Source organism: Bacillus sp. BC05(2025) (assembly GCF_056725905.1).
Genome location: NZ_JBWYRA010000001.1, coordinates 638,027 through 657,411 on the forward strand (window position 1 = coordinate 638,027; position 19,385 = coordinate 657,411).

At 35.5% G+C, this 19,385-nt stretch carries 18 protein-coding genes and 1 riboswitch; of the genes, 3 read left to right on the forward strand and 15 right to left on the reverse strand.

Annotated features, from left to right (window positions below; all coding sequences use genetic code 11):
- Positions 1–49 precede the first annotated feature (49 nt).
- The 5 genes from arsC to ACZ76X_RS03415 all read right to left on the reverse strand — a co-directional run bounded on the left by arsC (position 50) and on the right by ACZ76X_RS03415 (position 3,363).
- A complete protein-coding gene (arsC, locus tag ACZ76X_RS03395) occupies positions 50–454 on the reverse strand; it encodes an arsenate reductase (thioredoxin) (protein ID WP_479849535.1) in 405 nt (134 codons plus the stop codon).
- A 25-nt stretch (positions 455–479) separates the two neighbouring features.
- Entirely contained in the window at positions 480–1,520 is a 1,041-nt protein-coding gene (gene arsB, locus ACZ76X_RS03400; protein ID WP_046954878.1) for an ACR3 family arsenite efflux transporter, read from the reverse strand.
- A gap of 18 nt (positions 1,521–1,538) precedes the next feature.
- A complete protein-coding gene (locus tag ACZ76X_RS03405) occupies positions 1,539–1,976 on the reverse strand; it encodes an ArsI/CadI family heavy metal resistance metalloenzyme (protein WP_061656578.1) in 438 nt (145 codons plus the stop codon).
- A gap of 60 nt (positions 1,977–2,036) precedes the next feature.
- Positions 2,037–2,363 (reverse strand): arsenical resistance operon transcriptional regulator ArsR, encoded by a 327-nt coding sequence (gene arsR / locus ACZ76X_RS03410; RefSeq protein ID WP_479849536.1) that lies wholly within the window; start codon positions 2,361–2,363, stop codon positions 2,037–2,039.
- A gap of 490 nt (positions 2,364–2,853) precedes the next feature.
- Positions 2,854–3,363: a DinB family protein gene (locus tag ACZ76X_RS03415; RefSeq protein ID WP_479849537.1), complete on the reverse strand. Its 510-nt coding sequence runs from the start codon at positions 3,361–3,363 to the stop codon at positions 2,854–2,856.
- A gap of 352 nt (positions 3,364–3,715) precedes the next feature.
- Here ACZ76X_RS03415 and ACZ76X_RS03420 point away from each other — a divergent pair, with 352 nt between their 5' ends.
- Positions 3,716–4,261, forward strand: coding sequence for a dihydrofolate reductase family protein (locus ACZ76X_RS03420; protein ID WP_479849538.1), 546 nt, complete (start codon positions 3,716–3,718; stop codon positions 4,259–4,261).
- Between the two features lie 94 nt (positions 4,262–4,355).
- Here the strand turns inward: ACZ76X_RS03420 and ACZ76X_RS03425 are convergent, their stop codons facing one another.
- The 4 genes from ACZ76X_RS03425 to ACZ76X_RS03440 form a co-directional block, all read right to left on the reverse strand.
- Positions 4,356–6,212: an alpha/beta fold hydrolase gene (locus ACZ76X_RS03425; RefSeq protein WP_479849539.1), complete on the reverse strand. Its 1,857-nt coding sequence runs from the start codon at positions 6,210–6,212 to the stop codon at positions 4,356–4,358.
- A 58-nt stretch (positions 6,213–6,270) separates the two neighbouring features.
- Positions 6,271–6,837: a TetR/AcrR family transcriptional regulator gene (locus ACZ76X_RS03430; protein WP_061657268.1), complete on the reverse strand. Its 567-nt coding sequence runs from the start codon at positions 6,835–6,837 to the stop codon at positions 6,271–6,273.
- A gap of 181 nt (positions 6,838–7,018) precedes the next feature.
- Positions 7,019–8,224 (reverse strand): M20 family metallopeptidase, encoded by a 1,206-nt coding sequence (locus ACZ76X_RS03435; protein ID WP_479849540.1) that lies wholly within the window; start codon positions 8,222–8,224, stop codon positions 7,019–7,021.
- A gap of 88 nt (positions 8,225–8,312) precedes the next feature.
- Positions 8,313–8,414: riboswitch (SAM riboswitch) on the reverse strand.
- Positions 8,415–8,489: 75 nt separating this feature from the next.
- A complete protein-coding gene (locus tag ACZ76X_RS03440; protein WP_479849541.1) occupies positions 8,490–10,799 on the reverse strand; it encodes an AAA domain-containing protein in 2,310 nt (769 codons plus the stop codon).
- 111 nt (positions 10,800–10,910) lie between these two features.
- Between ACZ76X_RS03440 and ACZ76X_RS03445 the strand changes: the two genes are divergently transcribed.
- Positions 10,911–11,303 (forward strand): VOC family protein, encoded by a 393-nt coding sequence (locus ACZ76X_RS03445; RefSeq protein WP_479849542.1) that lies wholly within the window; start codon positions 10,911–10,913, stop codon positions 11,301–11,303.
- Positions 11,304–11,573: 270 nt separating this feature from the next.
- On the opposite strand, the gene ACZ76X_RS03450 is transcribed toward ACZ76X_RS03445, so the two are convergent.
- From ACZ76X_RS03450 to ACZ76X_RS03465, 4 genes are all read right to left on the reverse strand, one after another.
- Positions 11,574–11,975: a hypothetical protein gene (locus ACZ76X_RS03450; RefSeq protein WP_479849543.1), complete on the reverse strand. Its 402-nt coding sequence runs from the start codon at positions 11,973–11,975 to the stop codon at positions 11,574–11,576.
- Positions 11,976–12,020: 45 nt separating this feature from the next.
- The gene (locus ACZ76X_RS03455) at positions 12,021–12,263 is read right to left on the reverse strand and encodes a hypothetical protein (RefSeq protein WP_479849544.1); all 243 of its coding nucleotides are present in this window, start codon (positions 12,261–12,263) and stop codon (positions 12,021–12,023) included.
- Positions 12,264–12,618: 355 nt separating this feature from the next.
- Positions 12,619–13,479, reverse strand: coding sequence for a hypothetical protein (locus tag ACZ76X_RS03460; protein ID WP_479849545.1), 861 nt, complete (start codon positions 13,477–13,479; stop codon positions 12,619–12,621).
- Positions 13,480–14,005: 526 nt separating this feature from the next.
- Positions 14,006–14,335 carry a 6-aminohexanoate hydrolase gene (locus ACZ76X_RS03465; protein ID WP_479849546.1) on the reverse strand — a complete coding sequence of 110 codons (330 nt, stop codon included), beginning with the start codon at positions 14,333–14,335 and terminating at the stop codon, positions 14,006–14,008.
- Between the two features lie 299 nt (positions 14,336–14,634).
- Between ACZ76X_RS03465 and ACZ76X_RS03470 the strand changes: the two genes are divergently transcribed.
- Positions 14,635–15,117 (forward strand): PRK06770 family protein, encoded by a 483-nt coding sequence (locus ACZ76X_RS03470; RefSeq protein ID WP_479849547.1) that lies wholly within the window; start codon positions 14,635–14,637, stop codon positions 15,115–15,117.
- A gap of 132 nt (positions 15,118–15,249) precedes the next feature.
- On the opposite strand, the gene ACZ76X_RS03475 is transcribed toward ACZ76X_RS03470, so the two are convergent.
- Entirely contained in the window at positions 15,250–15,555 is a 306-nt protein-coding gene (locus ACZ76X_RS03475; RefSeq protein WP_479849548.1) for a monooxygenase, read from the reverse strand.
- Positions 15,556–15,927: 372 nt separating this feature from the next.
- On the reverse strand, positions 15,928–19,125 hold the full coding sequence (gene cypD, locus ACZ76X_RS03480; protein WP_479849549.1) for a bifunctional P-450/NADPH--P450 reductase: 3,198 nt from the start codon (positions 19,123–19,125) through the stop codon (positions 15,928–15,930).
- Positions 19,126–19,385 lie beyond the last annotated feature (260 nt).

The following is a 19,385-nucleotide window of genomic DNA, read 5'->3' on the forward strand; positions in this document are numbered from 1 at the left end:
AAAAAAGAGCCAATTCCCTATACAATAGAAGATTGGCTCTTACCTTTATTTACTCCCCTGTTTCAGAAAATCTTTTAATCCGTTCTCCAATTTCATCACGAACACGTTGAAATTCAGACCACTCTTTTCCTGCTGGATCATCAAATCCCCAGTGAACACGATTTACGTGCGAAGGTGTCGAAGGACAAACAGAATCTGCATGACTACAAAGGGTAACAACTAAATCAGCGGTATTTAAAATATTTGAATCGATTATATCTGATGTTTGATTCGTTATATCAATATTTACTTCATTCATCGCTTTAATAGCATTTGGATTTACTCCGTGTGCTTCGATTCCTGCAGAATATACATTCCACTTATCACCTAAATATTGTTTGCCCCATGCTTCTGCCATTTGGCTTCGGCATGAATTTCCTGTGCATAAGAAATAGATTGTCTTTTTGTTTTCCATGTTGTTTTCCGCCTTTGTTTTTAAATTATACTGGTTGATCATTAAAATATTTACGCTTAAACCAAAAAGCGACGTTTACAAGTGCAATCATTACAGGTACTTCCACTAACGGGCCAATAACAGCTGCAAATGCTGCGCCTGAATGAATACCAAACACACCAACTGCTACAGCAATTGCTAACTCAAAGTTATTACTACCTGCTGTAAATGCTAACGTTGTAGTCACTGGATAGTTTGCACCAATTTTTCTTCCCATAAAGAAAGAAACAAAAAACATGACAATAAAATAGATTAATAACGGAATCGCTATTCTTACAACATCTAGTGGCACGCTAACAATCATTTCCCCTTTTAAAGAGAACATAATGATGATTGTAAATAGCAATGCCAGCAATGTAAGTGGACTAATTTTAGGTATAAACACCTTTTCATACCACTGTCTTCCTTTTAACTTAACGAGTACAAAGCGTGTCAACATACCTGCTATAAAAGGAATTCCCAAATAGATAAATACGGATTTCGCTACTTCTATCATTGTAATATCAACAATAGCTCCTTCAATCCCTAACCATTCTGGAATGACTGTTACAAACACGTATGCATAAACGGAGAAGAATAACATTTGAAATACTGAGTTGAAAGCTACTAAACCTGCAGCATACTCTTTATCCCCATCTGCAAGGTCGTTCCAAACAATTACCATTGCAATACAACGTGCTAAACCAATCATAATGAGTCCGACCATGTATTCTGGCTTATCAGGAAGAAAAATAATTGCTAAAACAAACATAAGTACAGGTCCAATAATCCAGTTTTGTACTAAAGATAAAACCAATACTTTTACGTCTTTAAATACGCGCCCCATTTCCTCATAACGAACCTTTGCTAATGGTGGATACATCATGACAATTAAACCAACAGCAAGCGGAATAGATGTCGTGCCAACTTGTAATGTATTCAGTCCGTCTACTACACTAGGAAACACAAACCCTAAACCAATCCCAACAGCCATAGCTAGAAAAATCCATAGTGTTAAATATCGATCTAGAAAAGATAAACGTTTCATTTTATTTTCCATCTCCTATTAACAACAAGAATTTTGTTCTACTACGTTAGAAGTCGTGCAACAAGATGCCTCTTCTATTTTATGAACATCACTCTGTGCTTTTGTATAAAAGAATTCCCACTCGTTCCCATCAGGATCCGTTACCCAAAACTTATCTTGAACCGCATAGCAACAAGTTGTATCCATCTCATCACGTGCAAAGAAACCTTCTTTTTCTAATCTTTCTTTATGCAATGTAATCTCTTCAGCTGTATCCACTTGGAAACCGAAATGATTTACTTGATTTCCCTTCACTTCATCTCGTACGTTTAGCGTGAAGTTAAGTCCTGGCGTCTCTAATAAAAATTTTGCATAATCCACTTTCACCTTAACTGGTGACACACCAAATACCTTTTCGTAGAATTCAATAGACTTCTCTAAATCCGTAACATTTATACCAATATGAACATATCTCATAGCTTATTCCTCCTCTTTATATGTCATTAATCAATTTTTTTTGATTAATAGTGCAAAATTTTAACAACAGCTACCTTTTCCTGTTTTTCTAAAGATACAACATAATTCTTCTGATAATAAATTATTTACTTCCGCATCATTTAAATCATAATAACTCCACGTACCTTTTGTTTCTTTTACAATTAAACCTGCATCTAATAAGATCTTTAAATGATAGGACAACTTAGATTGCGTCATGTCAAAAACCTCTGTTAAATCACATACACAAGTCTGGCCTCGCTGACAAAGTTCATACATAATCTCTAAACGCTTCTGATCAGCCAACGCTTTAAACTTTTTCTCATATAACTTAAAATACTGTGCCACTGTAGGTTCCTCTCCCTTCATCAATTTTTTTGATATTTATAGTATATACGCAGATGAGTTTTATATGCAACTAGTTTATCAATTTTTTTTGATTTATAAAAACCTTCCTCGCATCCTATCTTTGTTACAATAAAAAAAGACCATAGCTTTTTCAACAATGAAAAACTACAGTTCTTTTTACAACTTAATAGTTATAATATTTCCCAGCGATGGAGTCTCTATAACTGTTTTTAATTTTAATTTGACCATTATAGAGTATTACCCCATCACCATCAATCTAAGAAAAACAAATACTCCAAAATGAGAAAAATTAATATAACTCTTGTTTTTGGTGCATATTCATAAAAAGCACGTCACCCTTTCTCATTAACATAAGAGAATAGTAACGTGCTTTTAATTTCAAAAATAGTCTAAATCCTTAAGTTGATGGTTGTGGGGCAGGCCCCAATAAGAACGGTATCTAAGGTTGTATGAAAGGTGTTAGTTCCATTCCAAAGGCCTTAGCCGACGATTAACTCAAGTACCGATTTTGGATGACCCCCATATGATGAAGTTCGTGTCCTGCGATGCCGTACGCGAGGGCGCGCGCCGTAATGCTTAGGTTGTTGGCTGTGCCCTTGCGGGTCCACGCCTCCGCTGGTAGCCCGCGCAGCAATGTGATCGTTGATTGCCGTACGGCCCGGTAGTCCTCGGTCAATTGCTCGGTTGTCCAACTTCCGAAAGGAGGCATGAACAATTCCTGATCGAAACTGGTCAGAGGCGTCTGGTCCCCTCTTGCGAACCGGAGCAGGCGGTAGGTCATGACGCGTTCTGCGTCGGCAATGTGGCCCACGACTTCTTTCAGCGTCCATTTTCCTTCCGCATACCGATATGCGGCCTGGCTTTCGGTCAACGATGCCAGGAGCTCGATCATTTTCTTTTCCTGGGCGAGCAGAATATCGATGATGTTACCGTCCGGCACCAAACGGATATATTCGCCGGAGTTCCCCGCGTATTCTTCTTCTGATGGTCTTTGATTCATGCGTAGTCACCTCTTTATGTACATATAGAAAATTATAGCACTCGTCTATGTCTAATAAATTCGCGAAATGATAGAACTTCCCTTCTAATAATTGAGGATAAGCAACGATTTAGTTGGTCGGTCGCCATACTATTCTGATTCGTTAGCACAATAAGCAATGCTAATCAATCATGCATAAAAATTAGAAGTTATACAATATTTCAAAGTTATTAATATATATTAGGTTATTCCAAAACATACATAAACACATTTTGTCGAAACTATTAAAAAGGGAGAATTTCTCTAGCTGGAGAATTAATAACTGTGTTACCGATATGTAAAAAATCTCAATTTAAAACTAAAGGAGAACAAAATGGGACAAATAATTGTATCGATGTACCTCTCACTAGATGGTGTCATGGAGGAACCAACTTGGACTGCTCCATACTTCAATGAAGAAGTGGCAAAGTTTCAATCCAATTTACTGTTTGAAAGTGAAGCTCTTCTACTAGGGCGAGTAACCTATCAAGGTTTTGCAGCTGCTTGGCCTTCTATGACTGATGAAGAGGGTTTTGCTGATAAGATGAACAGCATGCCTAAATTTGTTGCTTCAACAACTTTGGAAAAAATCGAATGGAATGCAAATCTTATCAAGGGTAATATTGTAGAAGAAATATCGAAACTGAAGGAACAGCCCGGTCAGAACCTTTTAATTTATGGCAGCAGTGATCTTACACAAACATTAATGCAACATGACCTCATTGATGAATATCACTTTATAGTCAATCCCGTTATCGTAGGGAGTGGAAAGCGTCTCTTTAAAGACCAGAACAATACAAAAGCATTAAAACTTATAGAAACAAGAACGACCAGTTCAGGTGTCGTTATTCTTTCCTATCAGCCGGAGAAAAAAGAATAATTATTGATAAATTATATAAACAAAAAAACTCATCAGAATGAATCCTGATGAGTTTTTTTATAAGATAATACATATATTAATTTATCCCACACTCTCATCTACTAGTATTACTATTTTTTATTACTAATGTTGCCGTTTCACTCGGATGGCTAAGAGGAAAATGATGGCCATATGGAACAAAATCAACCTTACCAAGATGCGATGGAGCAAAATAACCTCTGTCATAATCCCCCCAAATAATGTGAAGATTATACTTTGTTACTTCATTGAAATCACCTTGATTATTTTTCAGTAGTAAACTGTTAAGCTGAACCGTAGTATTTAAAATTCTAGGAGAAGTAAAACTGGTCCTTATTTTTTCAATATAATGTTCAGGGATGCTCTCCATACTTTCAAACAAACCATTACTTAATAAATATCGTCCTATGAAATTAGTAGTTGCCAGTTTTAATGTCCATTTGTTCATAAATTGAGGAACATTTAGCAATTTAGCATTTTTTTTAACAACAGGTGGCTGAAGTAAAGTAATTAAATACTTCTTATCTATGTACTCTTGTACTAATGCTTTCAGAAGAATAAACGCACCGAATGAATGGCCAATTAGATGTGCACCATTAGTAGCTTTCTCCAATAACTTTTTCACTACATTCAAATAGATATTTAGAAGATTTTTATCTCGTTTAAAAGGAGAACGTCCCAAACCTGGAAGATCCAAGATCCATACAGGTTGACCAGTTTTTTCATGAAGCTCTTGTGCTAAAGGAAATAAATCCTCTCCATCACTCAATAAACCATGTAATAAAATAAACGGTTTACCCTCTCCTTGTAATTGGTAAAGGGTAGTGTTATCGCATAATGTTCGTTTAAATAAATGATTATGCTTGCCATTTTGATACATCATTCGATAATCCAGATCAGCTACTACGGCAGGGAAAAATTTCATTACACTCGTCTTCTTAAACCAATCTCCTCCCATAATTTTTTTCGCTGAAACATTTGAAAATTTTCGTTTTGTAATAAAATTCAGTCCATCAGAAGGAATTTTTGTTATTTTACTTACTCCACTATTCATAATTGCTTTCATAAGTGGCATTGGAACAGAGATTTTTGGTGCCCTCATATTCATACTTTCCGACATAATACTTAATAATTCAGCCATGTTCTGATCGTGCTGTTTGTCTTCAACAAGTGTATATGTTTGAATAGTCGGTTGCTCCAATCTGAAAACCTGCACAATAAACTTCGCAAGCTCATCGTTTGAAATAAGTGGTAACCTATATCCCTTACCTCCAGGAATCACTGGCATGAGCCCTCTTCGCATACTCATCACAAGCAAACCTAATCCTGCTATCTGCTCTGTACTCCCTGTTTTACTACTACCGACTACAGTTGGCGGATTAATTACAGAAAGCGGATAACCTACTGCTGATGCCTGGTGACGGATATAAAGATCTGCTAAAAATTTTGTTCTCTCATATGGATTCTTTATTTTCAAATAATCGTTTCCCTCTTTAAACACATCAATTGCAATCTTGCTATTTTTATCATCAAAGGGGCTCATATAACCTACAACATGAATAAATTGTTGCAAGCCCTTCAATTGATGAATACTTTTAGCTAATTCACTAATATGTTTTGCGCCATTTAAAAATACGGAAGCTGCCTCTTTACTTGTCGCTTGAATATCCATGGGGCCTCCTGCGTGAATAATCACATCCGTTTTCAATACCCTTTCCTTATCTTCAGCACTTAGACCTAAATCTATTTTCGTCAAATCACCTTCAATAAAGTCCATAACTGCCTTTTTTAAGATGCCTCTTTCTTGAAAAAGGCGTATTGCTTTACTTTTCGACCTCACTAAAAGAAGAATTTTAACATCCTCTTTGGCTAATTCTTTCACTAATTGCTTTCCAATAAAGCCTGTTCCACCAGTTAAAAATACTGTTCTCATATAAGATCCCCTTTTTAGTACTATTCAGTACTAATTTGATGTAAAAAAAATGCTTCTTTTATCGAAGCAATTTTAAAAAATGATCTGCTGTTTTCGTGATTACAGTTGCATCCTTCAATGTTTCTGAAATAAATAACGCTCCTTCAAGATTTGTAATAAAAAGGGATGCAACCTCATCAATATTAATCGTATTTCTGAATTCTCCATTCTCTACCCCTTGTTTAAGTAATAGAGAAACTTTCTTTTGTAATCCTATAAAAAAAAGACCTATTTTTTCTTTTATTTGCGTGGCCTGTGTAGGACTTTGAATATAAAGAGTAATAAATGGACAGCTCCCCTTATACTCTCTCGACTGAACTCCTTGTGATAATTGCTTTAAAAACAGTTGGATACGATCTTCAACTAAAAATTGGCTCTGAGAAATTACGTCATCAATTGCAGATTGATACATTTCAATCCAATAATCAACGACCCTTTCTAATAGTACTTCCTTATTAGAAAAGTGATAATACACATTAGACTTTGAAACTTTGCTTACACGTACTAATTCATCCATACTTGTATAAGCAAACCCTTTTTCTAAAAATAATGTTGCAGCTACTTCAATCACACGTTTTTGATTCATTAATTTTACCTTTGTCATAACTAGAACTATATAGTACTAATTTAAATATTGCAAGTATTTATGTTAATTTAGAAAAAAGTTTGATAAAAAAAGTTCCACTAATATTGATTTTACTGCAAAAAAATCTTAGCATCAGTGTTACGCAAAAAAAAAGAGTGGATCCCCCACTCCCTTTAACTATCTACCCCTGATTCCTCTGCGCCTCTCTAAACTCCTCCTTCACCTTCTCTAACAAACCTTCTTCCGTAATTAATCGATATGCCGTATTCGCTAATGCTTTTGCGGATGTAATTAACGCTTTATCTCCTAATTCTGAACGGGCTGCTTCTCTAAATTCATTCGTATGTGCAATTAAATCATCTGGACCGATTTTAATGTACGGATGAATGGTCGGTACGACTTGGCTTACATTTCCTGCATCTGTTGAACCGATGCCAAATCTTTCTTTCCGATTTACGTCTTCACCTTGTAATTCTAGTTCTTCGGCTACGACTTCATTAAATGTTTTTGTTACGAGTAATTCATCGATTTCATTTTGGAATTGATGAATTTTCACTTTCGTACCTGTTGCTAGTGCTGCTCCCTCTGCGATATTTCTTACTTTCTCTGTTACTTCCGCACATCTTTTTCGCGTTGCTGCGCGGATGAAGAATCTTGCTGCAGCGTAATCAGGAATAATGTTAGGTGCTTTTCCGCCCTCAGTAATAACGCCATGAATTTTCACATCTGACGGAAGTTGTTGGCGAAGTGCGTTAATGCTGTTATACAGCTGAATAATCGCATCTAATGCGTTAATTCCTTCTTCTGGTGAAGCTGCTGCATGAGCTGTTTTTCCGTAAAAGTGAAAATCAAGTGGATCGACTGCTAGTGAAGGGCTCGTTGTCGCTGTTTTTCCGCTCGGATGAATCATAAGTGCCGCATCAATACCTTTAAATAAACCAGCCTTTACATAACTCGCTTTCGCACTACCATTTGGCCCTCCTTCTTCAGCCGGAGTACCAAACACGACAACTTCCCCACCAATTTCTTCAAGCGTTTCTGATAATGCGATCGCTGCTGCAACGCTAATTGTGCCAATTAAATTGTGACCACACGCATGACCGAGTCCTGGTAAAGCGTCATACTCAGCTAAAAATGCGACAACTGGTCCTTGTTTTCCCGAGCTTTTTCGTGCGATAAATCCTGTTTCATGACCAGCTATATTGTGCTGCAACTGAAATCCCGCACTACCTAGCAATAAACTTAACGTTCTAGATGCGTAAAACTCTTGGTTACCAATCTCCGGATTCGCATGAATATTGTGACTTGTTTCTATGTACTTTTCCTTATTTCTTTCAATACTCTCTTCAATTGTTTTTCTTTGTGACGTTACTTCAGTCGCTTCCATTTCTCTTCCCCCTTATATTTTCACGTAAAAAAGCCTCTTTCTAAAAGATAGAAAGAGGCTTCTGCATATACAGTCAAAATGAGCTTCTTTCTTATCTTTCAAGTTACCTTGCTGGAATTGGCACAGTATTCATAAAGAATCCGCTGCCGAGGTGTCATAGGGCCAGTCCCTCAACCTCTCGCGATAAGAATTTTCATAAAATTTTATTAAATTACATTCATTCTAAGTTCATTCCGATCAAAAGTCAAGGAATTCCTATCCGAATTTACCGAATATCTAAAAATCCTTTTAATACACCAATTGTTTCTGGTGCTTGCAGTCTTGCACATACGTACGGAAATTCCGTACTACCTTCAAACATCATTTGGGATGTGAGTGGCGCGCCTGCCCAGAAGATTTCATCATCGATTACGATAAATGGGAATGCTTTATTTTGTCTTTGTAACTTTACATTTTTTAATGGAACTGGTCCATCACTATACACTGTTATTTGTGCATTTGTACGCATTAACGCTTGCCATACTCGTTTGTCCGCTTGTTTTGTACTTGGAAGTGAAATAATAATTTTTCGTTTTGCAGCTAAAATATCTTTCAATAACCCTTTCGGCTCTTCCAGATTCATTTCCATAAACCAGCGTAAACGTTTTGAAATTTTCCGCTCCCACAATTGTCTTGATGTCGTGCGATCATACACATCTCCGTGACGTTCTATATGAGCTGTTAATTGTGATAACGCTTGTTTTCTCGAAAGGTTTTTACGCATATAATGGCAATCAGATAATTGAATGAGCTTCCCTCTCGCCCTTGTCACTGCAACATTGACGAGGCGATGGTTTTTATGGTCAAAGAATAACACACCAGGACGTTCTTGCGGATAACTATCCACTGTATCAAAAATCATCATATCTCTTTCAGAACCTTGGAACTTATGAACAGTCGCTGCTAAAACAGGTATGTGACGATACTTCGTTTTCTGCAACATTTCTCTAATGCACGTTGATAAAAAGCGGGATTGCGCTCTGTAAGGTGTAACAACACCGATTGACTGAACACCGTCTAACAGTCCAATTAACATCATTTGCATCGCTACTAAACCAGACATAATGTTAAAACGAGAACCAGATGCAGCATCTTTTAGCGAAAATGCCCCCATTAAGCTCGTATCAAATAAAACACTCGCCTCATTTGCGAACGGTTGTAATTTCGCAAGTTCTTTACGTTCTGAAACAGACGGATGGTCATATACTCTATTTTTATAAATAAATGAGTTTGTAAACTTCGATATATCCGCATGCATACGTCTTTGTTCCTGCAACATAAAGAGGTTCGGATGTGCTTCTGATTTATTAACAGACTCAACAATCCCCGCATGGTAAAACATGTCTTCCCCAAGCCATTTTCGAACGAGTTCATGGTTCGCCATCGCGATCGGAGGTAACTGTAAAAAGTCACCACATACGACGATACGTTTTCCAAGTGAAGCAGCTAAAGCAATTTGCGGAACATATGCCATACTCACTTCATCTACGACAACTAAATCAAACGTACGCTCATAAATCAGTGAATCAATCGCACATTTCGATAAAGTAGCACCAATTACTTTCGCATTTTCAATATATTCTTTTTCTACTTCTTTAATTTTTGCTTTTTGCTTTCGAAGATCACTTTCAATCTCTTGTATACGCTTCTTATCAGCAGAAGTCGCTTTATACGATAAAATCTTTTCACGAAGATCTTGGCGTGTTTCTTCTAAATAGAGTCTTTCTTCTCCCCAAGATCCGTTCGTCGTTTCAACTAATTTCGACGCAAGTAACGTTTCATGATTTCGTATATGTTCATGTTGGCTATAACCGTAACGAACAATTTCGCCAGGCGTCCATTTCTTTTTCTTTTCAATTTGCTTCGTTACTTCACTCATTAATACGTCCACTGCCGCATTACTGTGAGCTAATACAAGTACCGATTTTCCTTTTTGATAATGGGCCGAAATAATACGTGATAAATTGTAAGACTTCCCTGTCCCAGGCGGTCCCCACACGTACGTTGTCGGATTGTAAAATGAACGATACGCCAATTCATTTTTCGGATTTTTCATCTTCTCAATATGTTTCGGACTGCTCGTCCCATCAACAAGACGCTTTATACGATTACGTTTTAGCTTATCTTTACGCGCTTCTTTTAATCGCTCTTGTAATTGCTCTAACAATTGCCACGGTTCACTATATAAAACCGCTTCTCGTATTTCACCTTGTATATATTCATTTAATTTCAGTTCTATTTCTAATCCATGTACAGATAATACTTCCCCTGTCGCTTCCTCACCATCAAACTCAATTCGAATTGGTGAACCTTCCGGTAAGCTTACTTCCGAAATAAGCTGAAATACGTATACTGTACTTTCATAATCTGTATATAAAAAACGACCGTTCATGATAGAAATTTTACTACCACCTATCGTTTTCCAATGTTTAATTTCGTACGCTAATGCATAATGCCACTCTTTCATCGTTTCCGATAATGAAGGAGTTTGAGTAGGTGTATTCATCGTATAATCTCCTTCCTTCTCCCCAAACATACTTTCTCACTATACCATATAACACGCTAAAATTTGTAAGGTTTTTATCTTGCTTATTTTCTTAATTTTCAATAACATATTGTATATAATTTTCAGAAAGAGGGAATCTACATGCCAGTTAGAAGAATTGAACACGTCGGACTTATGGTTGCAAACTTAGAAACATCTATTTCATTTTATGAAGAAGTAGTTGGCTTACAGCTCATTAAACGTATGGGACACCCGAATCCAGACTTAAAACTCGCTTTTTTAGGTGTGGAAGAATCAAAGGAAACGATACTCGAATTAATTGAAGGCTACAACTCTTCTCTTCCGGCAGAAGGAAAAGTACATCACATTTGCTTTAAAGTGGATTCATTAGAGGATGAAATCGAAAGACTACAGAAACACGACGTAACCTTCCTACTAGGAGAAGAAATTGAAACATTACCAGATGGAACACGTTACATATTCTTCGCTGGTCCTGATGGAGAATGGATTGAGTTTTTTGAGACGGAGAGATAGAGTAAGACTTTAGGATAGAAAAGGCGCCGGAATTCCGGCCCTTGTTTTTAACCAGTAGCATTGATATTTTTATATTTGGAGAGTAGGTAGTGAATGGTTCAATGTAAAAGGGAGATTTCAAATTGAATTCTCCCTTTACAATTTACTTAAAAAATAATGTCCCCTTATAAGTTTCGATATAGATGCGTCCGTCTTTTTCTTCTTTTATTTCGCTATCAAAATATTTTATCCAATCAACAATCCCTCGATCACTTTCTGTGACATTTTCTCTTACATATATATGCGAATGAATTGATTTATAAAAGTATAGTTAGTTAAAAGTCTTTGACCAAGAGAAATAGGAGTATCTGAATTTGGAGTCTCCTGAATTACATATGGAGATGGGAGAATGTTATTACTGTTAACATGTACATAATATTTGGACTGATTAATGGCCCATTTTAGCCATATTATTTGAACTATTATTATAACTATGGTTACCGTTTTTTTAAAATTTCGTCCTGGAAAAGAGTAGTAGATGAAAATCGGAATAGTAAATAAACCAACCAAAGCTACCCATTTGTCTATTGGTGCACCATTTATCCAAAAGATAAATCCTAAAGCTTTTGTAAATAAAAATAAACAAACAAGACTTGTGAAAATTATTGATAAATAGTATGTTTTATTTTTCATGATTTTCTCCTAAAATATATGTTCATAAACAAATATAGAAGTATTTTAAAAAGTGTATATCATATATATGTAAAGTACAAAATAGTAACCTAAATTAAATATTGCAAGCATAACACGTTGGTAAGTTTTACTGGCTCCAGCTGAAAATAAAACGCCTATAAGTGGTGCAAATAAACCAATTTTCCAAAACATATTCGCTGATCCACCTATTTGTAATGTATGCTCATTTATTATAGTTAAAAGAGCATACGGTACACATATTAAAGATAATATAGCCCATTTGTTCAAAGTCCCACCTCTTTTCGATGTTTTAATATAGATAAAATGTTAATTCTATTCATAGATTATTGTATTCATTAAAGATTTGTATAGGGAATGTTGCTTTGGAATGCTAAAATGGTTTTTATTTTATATTTATTTAAAATAGAAAGTCAGAAAAAATAAATCCAAGCTATAAATATACTTCTAGTACAAGGATACTATTCTTTACAATTCAATATCTTAAAGCTCCTCTAGAACTAGCTTTTTTCACTTTTAATCTATACGTATTTTCATATAAATGCATGGGTGTTAATAATCTTGATAAACGAGTAGAAATTAAAAACGTGTTTTGAAAAAAGATTAAACAAATCAACCTAAGATTCTATTCTAGAGTTTTTGCTGCATAATCTCCGTAAAAGTAAGAGTTATCTAACTCATCATATTTAGGAGTAACAATTATAGTGTATTTACCATCTTCATCGACTTCAAACAAAGCTACACTATTATATTCCGATCCCCCATTTGAATCATCTACTAGCATATCAATGTTGTATATCCCTTTTGTTAATACTCCACTTTTTTGAAAGTCCTCAATTAGATCTTGGGCCTTTGGAATAGGATGTTTATTTTTAGACATGTCAAATTTAAATAGAAAATTTACTACACCTAAATACCTGACATTATAATTTTCACGTCGGGGGTCACTTGGTATTAATGTAGGTAAAAGTTTAGTAGTATCTATCTTTTGAGTCTTTTTAAAATCACCAAGTAGCTCTTGAGAATAAATTATATTAAACTCAAAGTTGTCATAAGGAAATATATAAACAGGACCATTTTCTACCGAGATAAATTTATTAGGATATCTCACTAATCCATATTTTTTTATGATCTGTTCAATTACTTGAACTACTTCTGGGTGTTGCTCAATATATGCCCCCTTGAATTGTTCGAGATAGATATCGTCACTATCATCTTTTAAGATTTTCAAAGTATCTCTTTCAATCATGAAGAACGGATAAGCATGATATGGCTTTTTCATTTCTACATAAGTTTGATGGCCAATTCCTCCAAACCAATTATTATCTGTCTGAATAACAGAAAACTCCCCTTGTATTCCATAGTTTGTTTTTAAATATTCTTGTATGGGTTGATTCAGTTTATCTTTAGAGAAATAACAGCCACTAAGAATCAGGAATGATGTACTTACTAAGATGACTTGAATCAGTCTTTTCATACTATTCATTTTTCCCCCTACATTTCTTAAGTTTTAATAATATTATAACACTTACATCCAACTAAATTGCCACGATGACCTAAATACACTTCTTCACAATCTTAACGAAACAATTAATAAGATCACTCTATAATCTGGCACAATTGCTGAATAACATGACTGGTATTTTTACAACAATTCTATTATTTCTGTACAAAAGACGATTTATGTGAGGGATATCGTCAGGTTTTTAGAAAATTCACAGGTTAAGAGTATGCAAATTTTTATGTGGATCTTCAGTTCATTCAGTAACAAACGAGAACTCTAAAACTGAGCTAGGAAAGGAATGTATAAAAAGTACATAGATCCATATAACAAAAAAGAAAGTTCCTTTGTGAGAATATGGTTTCCTCTTTTCATTGATACCGTTAATGGGACGTTTTGTTAACCCTATATGTATGAAATATGCAGTTAACTAAAAATGAAAAGTTTACATTTGAAAATGAACAATAAAAACCAGTAGTGTATAAAATCACTACTGGTTTTTATAAGTGAATCATTTGTATTCCTGTCTATATAATTTAAACGAATAAATAGCTCCAATAAAGAATACAAATGCTTCAAATAATATAAAGATTTGACGGAAATTCTCAATATCTTTACCAACTAAAGAAATAAATATAGCATTCATAAGAATTTGAGTAGTAAACATACGAGAAGTAATTTTCAAATAAATAACATTTGTTCTTTCAGCTGGTTTACCAATTTTTTTGTAAATAAAAATAAGTGCAATTACTGAACCCAAAAATAGAAGTGCTGTAAGTCCTACAACGATATTAAAATTGCCTGTACTTTCTAACATCCATTTATTTAATAGATCAATCATTATTATCTTCCTTTCCTACATAAGAGAATATTTTCTTCTTCTATTTCACTATAATAAAAAAAGAAAAAGAAAAACATCGAACTTTCTTACAAACATTCGTGTATTCTTACAATTTTGTCATTTTGTAAATGTATTCATCGCCTTGCCTTTCACTATTTTCTTTGGAAAACATAGTGAATTTCGAAAAAGAGCGCTACAAGGTCAACTTCCAAGAATGATACTTTATGTAGATCACACAGATAGATAGCAATATATAGCTCTTCTTTTATGGTACACTTCAATAAAAGGGGGAACGAGGCTTGAAAAAGTGGATTAAAATCACAGCAAGCTTATTTATTGCTATAGCAGTTGGTATTTTTACTGGTTACAAAGTCGGTACATATGCAGGTTCAGACGTTAAGGAAAAACAGACTGATAAAATTAAAGGGGAAGAGGTAATACTTGACCTCAATTCTGATCGTCATATAATCAGTGCCATGCACAAAATGACTCATCAAAAAGTATTATCTCACGAAAAGCAAGGATTCATTAAAATGACTCCAGAAAACATCGAAACAGTACGTCGAGTAATTGATGAAAGTAATAGTGGAACCTTACAACATAAAGAACAGTACCTCAAGATTTTGGTTCGTTGGTATGAAGGCGATTTCTCTCAATCCGTTGCAGAGCATAATTTATTATGGGAATGGGAAAATAACAGCACTGGTCAAGCATACGAGTTAGCGACACCGGAACAAGAAGAAGCATACATTCTAGAACAAGGGAAGTCTGAAACACAATAATGGGGTATTGTTACATTGCTATCAAACTATCAAAAAGAGATGCCCCTACAATAAAAAAACGCTATTCTTTCTGTAGCATTAATTCAAAAAAGAAGGGATTATCCCCTTCTTTTTTGAATTCTGAGTCCCTCATTATTTACTATAACCACGATTCAGTTTCGTTAACTTTTCATTGATGGCGAAAATTCTTACTCTAATATCTTTAACACCAAATGTTTGAAGTCTATTTTTGTGCATTTCCGCGTATTTTTCAGCATCTTGTTTTTCTTCAAATACATAGATGCCTCCAGCTTCTTTCGTTTCTGCATTCTCCGTCCATATTTTCCAATGGAATCCTTCTTCTTCATTAATACTTTTTGCTAAATCCCAAAATGCTTTTTCCATTTCTTCACCAAAAGGACCTTCAAACGGAAAATCAACTTGTAATAAATATGCCATTTTCACTCACTCCTATTTATAAATTACCTATTGTTTTTCTACGGTAAGATTCATTCAAGCAGTTATAGAAGGTATACCTATCCCCCATCAATTCGACACTGTGCTAAAAACTATTCAGCCAGTGCGCAAAGGTTTAAATTTCAAATCACTCAAGAAATTGGTTAACACCATGCCCTTCAAACTAAGATTATGTAGCCTTGGTTTCATATGAGATTTTTTCTTTTTCTACATTATCATTCCAGCTTATTAAAAATAAGAAAATCCCGTATTCAATAAAAATACGGGATTTTTATAAATAAGTGTATTATTTAAATCAACAATTATTCATAAGAAGTTCATTAGCTACATATTACTTATCCAATTAAGAAACATTCATATACCAGCCCAAACATCTTTTCCATATCGCCCTTCATCTTGCACACGATCCAACCAATTCCTTGCTTCTTGTTCACTGACTTCATGAATTTCTTGATAGGCTTGACAAAGGGTATCTTCTACATCCGGAGCCATTTTACTTCCATCACCACATATATAAAGATGAGCCCCATTATCTAATAACGAAATTAAATTGATTCTATCTTGTTTTATTAAATGCTGTACATATGTTTTAGGACATCCTTCTAGGCGCGAAAAAGCTGTATGTAAAGAGATTAATCCATCTCTTTCATCATTTTCTAGTTCTGTACGATAGAGATAATCTTTTTCAGGATGACGACAACCAAAATATAGATGTGCTTGTCCTAATTTCATACCTTTTTGCTTTTGAACGCGACGTGCTTGCAAGAATCCACGGAATGGTGCAATTCCAGTACCTGGTCCAACCATGATAATTGGTGTTTCTGGATTTTCAGGTAATTGAAAGTTTGATTGTGGCGTTCGAATGAAACAGATAATCTCATCTTTATTATGACGCTGAGCTAAATAATTAGAAGCGACTCCTTCATATGTCCCTACCCCACTCCATGCAGGCGCATTCACAACACCAACCGTAATGCTCAGACGATCCTGTGCAACGAGTGGAGAGCTTGAAATAGAATAGTAACGCGGTTTGAGCGCAGGAAGAAGTTCTAAAAAGCGTTCAAATCGGATTTCACAAGCCTCATACTTTTCAAGAAGATCCAACATTGAAATACGTTTCTTTAATATTTGTTCTTGATAAACTCCCTCTTCCAATAATGATTCCAATTCCTTTTTATGAGGAGGGCATGCTGTGAATGTCACCATTTCTCGTATTTGTGCTCGAGTGGCTGCTTCTTGCACTTCGACACTATAACTAATAAGGTCATATAAACGAACAGGACTGTCTAAAGGTATGTGATTTACACTACGCCCACTTGCGCTCAATATGACTTGATCCTTCCCGTTTAATCCAAAGCGTTTTAAAATTCGGTTGACATTTTTCTCACTATTAATTGGCAGCACCCCAAGGTGGTCACCTTCTTTATACGTAGCGCCTTCTGGCAAGGATAACTCAATATGTCGCGTGCTTCTTTCACTGCTAGATGATTGAAGTTCACGATTTTCTAGTATAGATGCATAAACTGCTTCATATGTTCGCGCAAGAGGAGAGCCTCCAAGACGGCTGACAAATTGCAGACTCAAAGTACTGCGTTCTTTCTCCATGTTTTTGTTAAGTTCCAATCCAAATGCCTTCATCGCATCAGACCACATACTTTGTTTCCATTGCTCGAGCTGTTCCTCGAAATCACCACTTGCATCCGCTTCCCCGCGTTTAGAAAATCTTGTTGCTCCTTTTTGAGCCATTTGCTCATCAATGTATCTTGGAATTCGTTGATAAGTACTCGCCCAATTATGATCTCCACAACCAAACACTGCATATTGAACACCTTTTAGCTCATCCGGTTTTAATTCCTCCAACCACTGCACAAACTGTCCTGCATTACTTGGCGGCTTTCCATTATAAGAAGAAGTTACAATAAGAACCGCTCCTTCTTTCGGTAGACCTCCAATTCGATCGTTAAGAGCTATCACTTCCGTTTGAACACCTTCTAAACTAGCTGTATCTGCTAGTTCTCTTGCAATACCTTCTGCTACCCCTGTATCCGATCCATACAGAACAAGAAGCGAAAGATTATCGGCTCCAATAATAGAAGGAGTCTTCTGAACTTGCTGCTTGGTTTCATCGTTTTTCAGTTTCTCCTCTATAGGCGCAAGAACAGTAGTATGGCTAATAGTTTGATTTCGGGGTAGAATCCTAATTTTAAAATCACCAGGCTTTAGCGTTAATGTTTGTTTTACGTCCAGCTGATAGTCTTGATAATCAATGAATTCAAAATGTTGAAGAAGCATTCCCATTACGAGTGTTGCTTCATGAAGTGCAAACTGCATACCGATACATGCCCGTTGACCATTTCCAAATGGCTTATAAGCGTGATGAGGAACCTTATCCAGCTCTTCAAATCGTTCAGGTTGGAATTCTTCCACGTTGTCTCCCCACGCGTCTTTATCTCTATGTAACTGTGGAATAAGAACAGAAATACGATCTTCTCCTTTCTTAATTGGATATTTCCCACCAATCACTGTATCTTCTTTTGCATAGAGACTGAATGCTGGAGCAGTAGGCCATAGACGTAGCGATTCATTTAAAATCATCCGTATATACTTAAGTTTCATAACTTGTTGGTATGTTGGAGTAGGATCTGTTAAAACACGATCTACTTCTTCATAAGCTTTTTTCAATTTATCTGGATTCTTTAATAAAAAATAGATTGCAAAAGATAATAATCCACTTGTTGTTTCATGCCCAGCTATTAAAAAAGTGATAATTTGGAAACGAATATTTTCATCATCTAATTTTTCACCAGTTTCTGGATCCTGCACATTTAACATACGAGAAAGTAAATCATTTTCTTCCTGATTCCCACTACTTTTACGTTCAGCAATAATATTATCTACTAAAGAAAACATAGATTGAATATCATGCTGAAATTGACGTTTCGTTCTCCACATGAGTTTGTCTTCTATATCCAGCCGCTGTAATTGGTGCATCGCCTCATCTAGAGCACGGCTCATGCTAGTAATAAAAGGATGAGGGGTCTCACGATAAAAGCTATTAAATCGATAATTAAAACCACATAAACCAATTGTATCCAATGTAAGGCGAGTCATATCCTCCGGTACATCTACGCTTTCATTCGGATTAAGCCGTGCCCATTTTTGAACGAGTTGTACGGCAAGATCAACCATCATAGCATGATAATCTTTCATTGCTCGTTGGCTGAATGTAGGCATCAAAATATTATGAGCTTTTTTCCAGTTAGGCTCATGAGTCTCGCTTGTAAATAATCCATCTCCAGCAAAGGCACGAACTTTCGCTAAAGCACCCTCTATACTTTTATCGAACCGTGTTTCGTCACAGACTTCTGCTACCAGTTCATGTCCAGAAACGACAATGATGGTATCACTTAAAGTTTGAATTTGAAAAATGGGACCATACTCTTCCGCTATCTTGATAAAAGATAAGGTCGGTTTATCTTTATCGATTAATGGGAGATTCCCCAGCAATCCATATGTTTTCGGTTGAGGAATGGCAGATACTTTTTTATCCATTAAAAACACCCTTTCAAAAAAACATGAAATAAAATATCCCATTCAATAAAAAGAAGATAGCAATGAATCGCCTGGGATAAAGATATGTAATTGATTACCTTATTTTATCTTTTCCCTAACTATTCACGATTATGATATTACTTATAAGGTTCGTAACCTAATTTGTTTGTTGCTATTACATGTATAACTTGCAGAAGAAATACTAAATGAAAATGAAGTGTATTATGATAATGTGTATCAGAAATTGAAAGCTAAAGGTT

Coding starts and splice junctions, on each gene's coding strand:
- ACZ76X_RS03465 (WP_479849546.1), bottom strand. CDS start 14,335: ATGATTGATCTATTAAATAAATGGATGTTAGAAAGTACAGGCAATTTT.
- ACZ76X_RS03440 (WP_479849541.1), bottom strand. CDS start 10,799: ATGTTTGGGGAGAAGGAAGGAGATTATACGATGAATACACCTACTCAA.
- ACZ76X_RS03450 (WP_479849543.1), bottom strand. CDS start 11,975: ATGAAAAATAAAACATACTATTTATCAATAATTTTCACAAGTCTTGTT.
- cypD (WP_479849549.1), bottom strand. CDS start 19,125: ATGGATAAAAAAGTATCTGCCATTCCTCAACCGAAAACATATGGATTG.
- arsB (WP_046954878.1), bottom strand. CDS start 1,520: ATGAAACGTTTATCTTTTCTAGATCGATATTTAACACTATGGATTTTT.
- ACZ76X_RS03425 (WP_479849539.1), bottom strand. CDS start 6,212: ATGAGAACAGTATTTTTAACTGGTGGAACAGGCTTTATTGGAAAGCAA.
- ACZ76X_RS03420 (WP_479849538.1), top strand. CDS start 3,716: ATGGGACAAATAATTGTATCGATGTACCTCTCACTAGATGGTGTCATG.
- ACZ76X_RS03430 (WP_061657268.1), bottom strand. CDS start 6,837: ATGAATCAAAAACGTGTGATTGAAGTAGCTGCAACATTATTTTTAGAA.
- ACZ76X_RS03435 (WP_479849540.1), bottom strand. CDS start 8,224: ATGGAAGCGACTGAAGTAACGTCACAAAGAAAAACAATTGAAGAGAGT.
- arsC (WP_479849535.1), bottom strand. CDS start 454: ATGGAAAACAAAAAGACAATCTATTTCTTATGCACAGGAAATTCATGC.
- ACZ76X_RS03475 (WP_479849548.1), bottom strand. CDS start 15,555: ATGGCATATTTATTACAAGTTGATTTTCCGTTTGAAGGTCCTTTTGGT.
- ACZ76X_RS03415 (WP_479849537.1), bottom strand. CDS start 3,363: ATGAATCAAAGACCATCAGAAGAAGAATACGCGGGGAACTCCGGCGAA.
- arsR (WP_479849536.1), bottom strand. CDS start 2,363: ATGAAGGGAGAGGAACCTACAGTGGCACAGTATTTTAAGTTATATGAG.
- ACZ76X_RS03445 (WP_479849542.1), top strand. CDS start 10,911: ATGCCAGTTAGAAGAATTGAACACGTCGGACTTATGGTTGCAAACTTA.
- ACZ76X_RS03405 (WP_061656578.1), bottom strand. CDS start 1,976: ATGAGATATGTTCATATTGGTATAAATGTTACGGATTTAGAGAAGTCT.
- ACZ76X_RS03460 (WP_479849545.1), bottom strand. CDS start 13,479: ATGAATAGTATGAAAAGACTGATTCAAGTCATCTTAGTAAGTACATCA.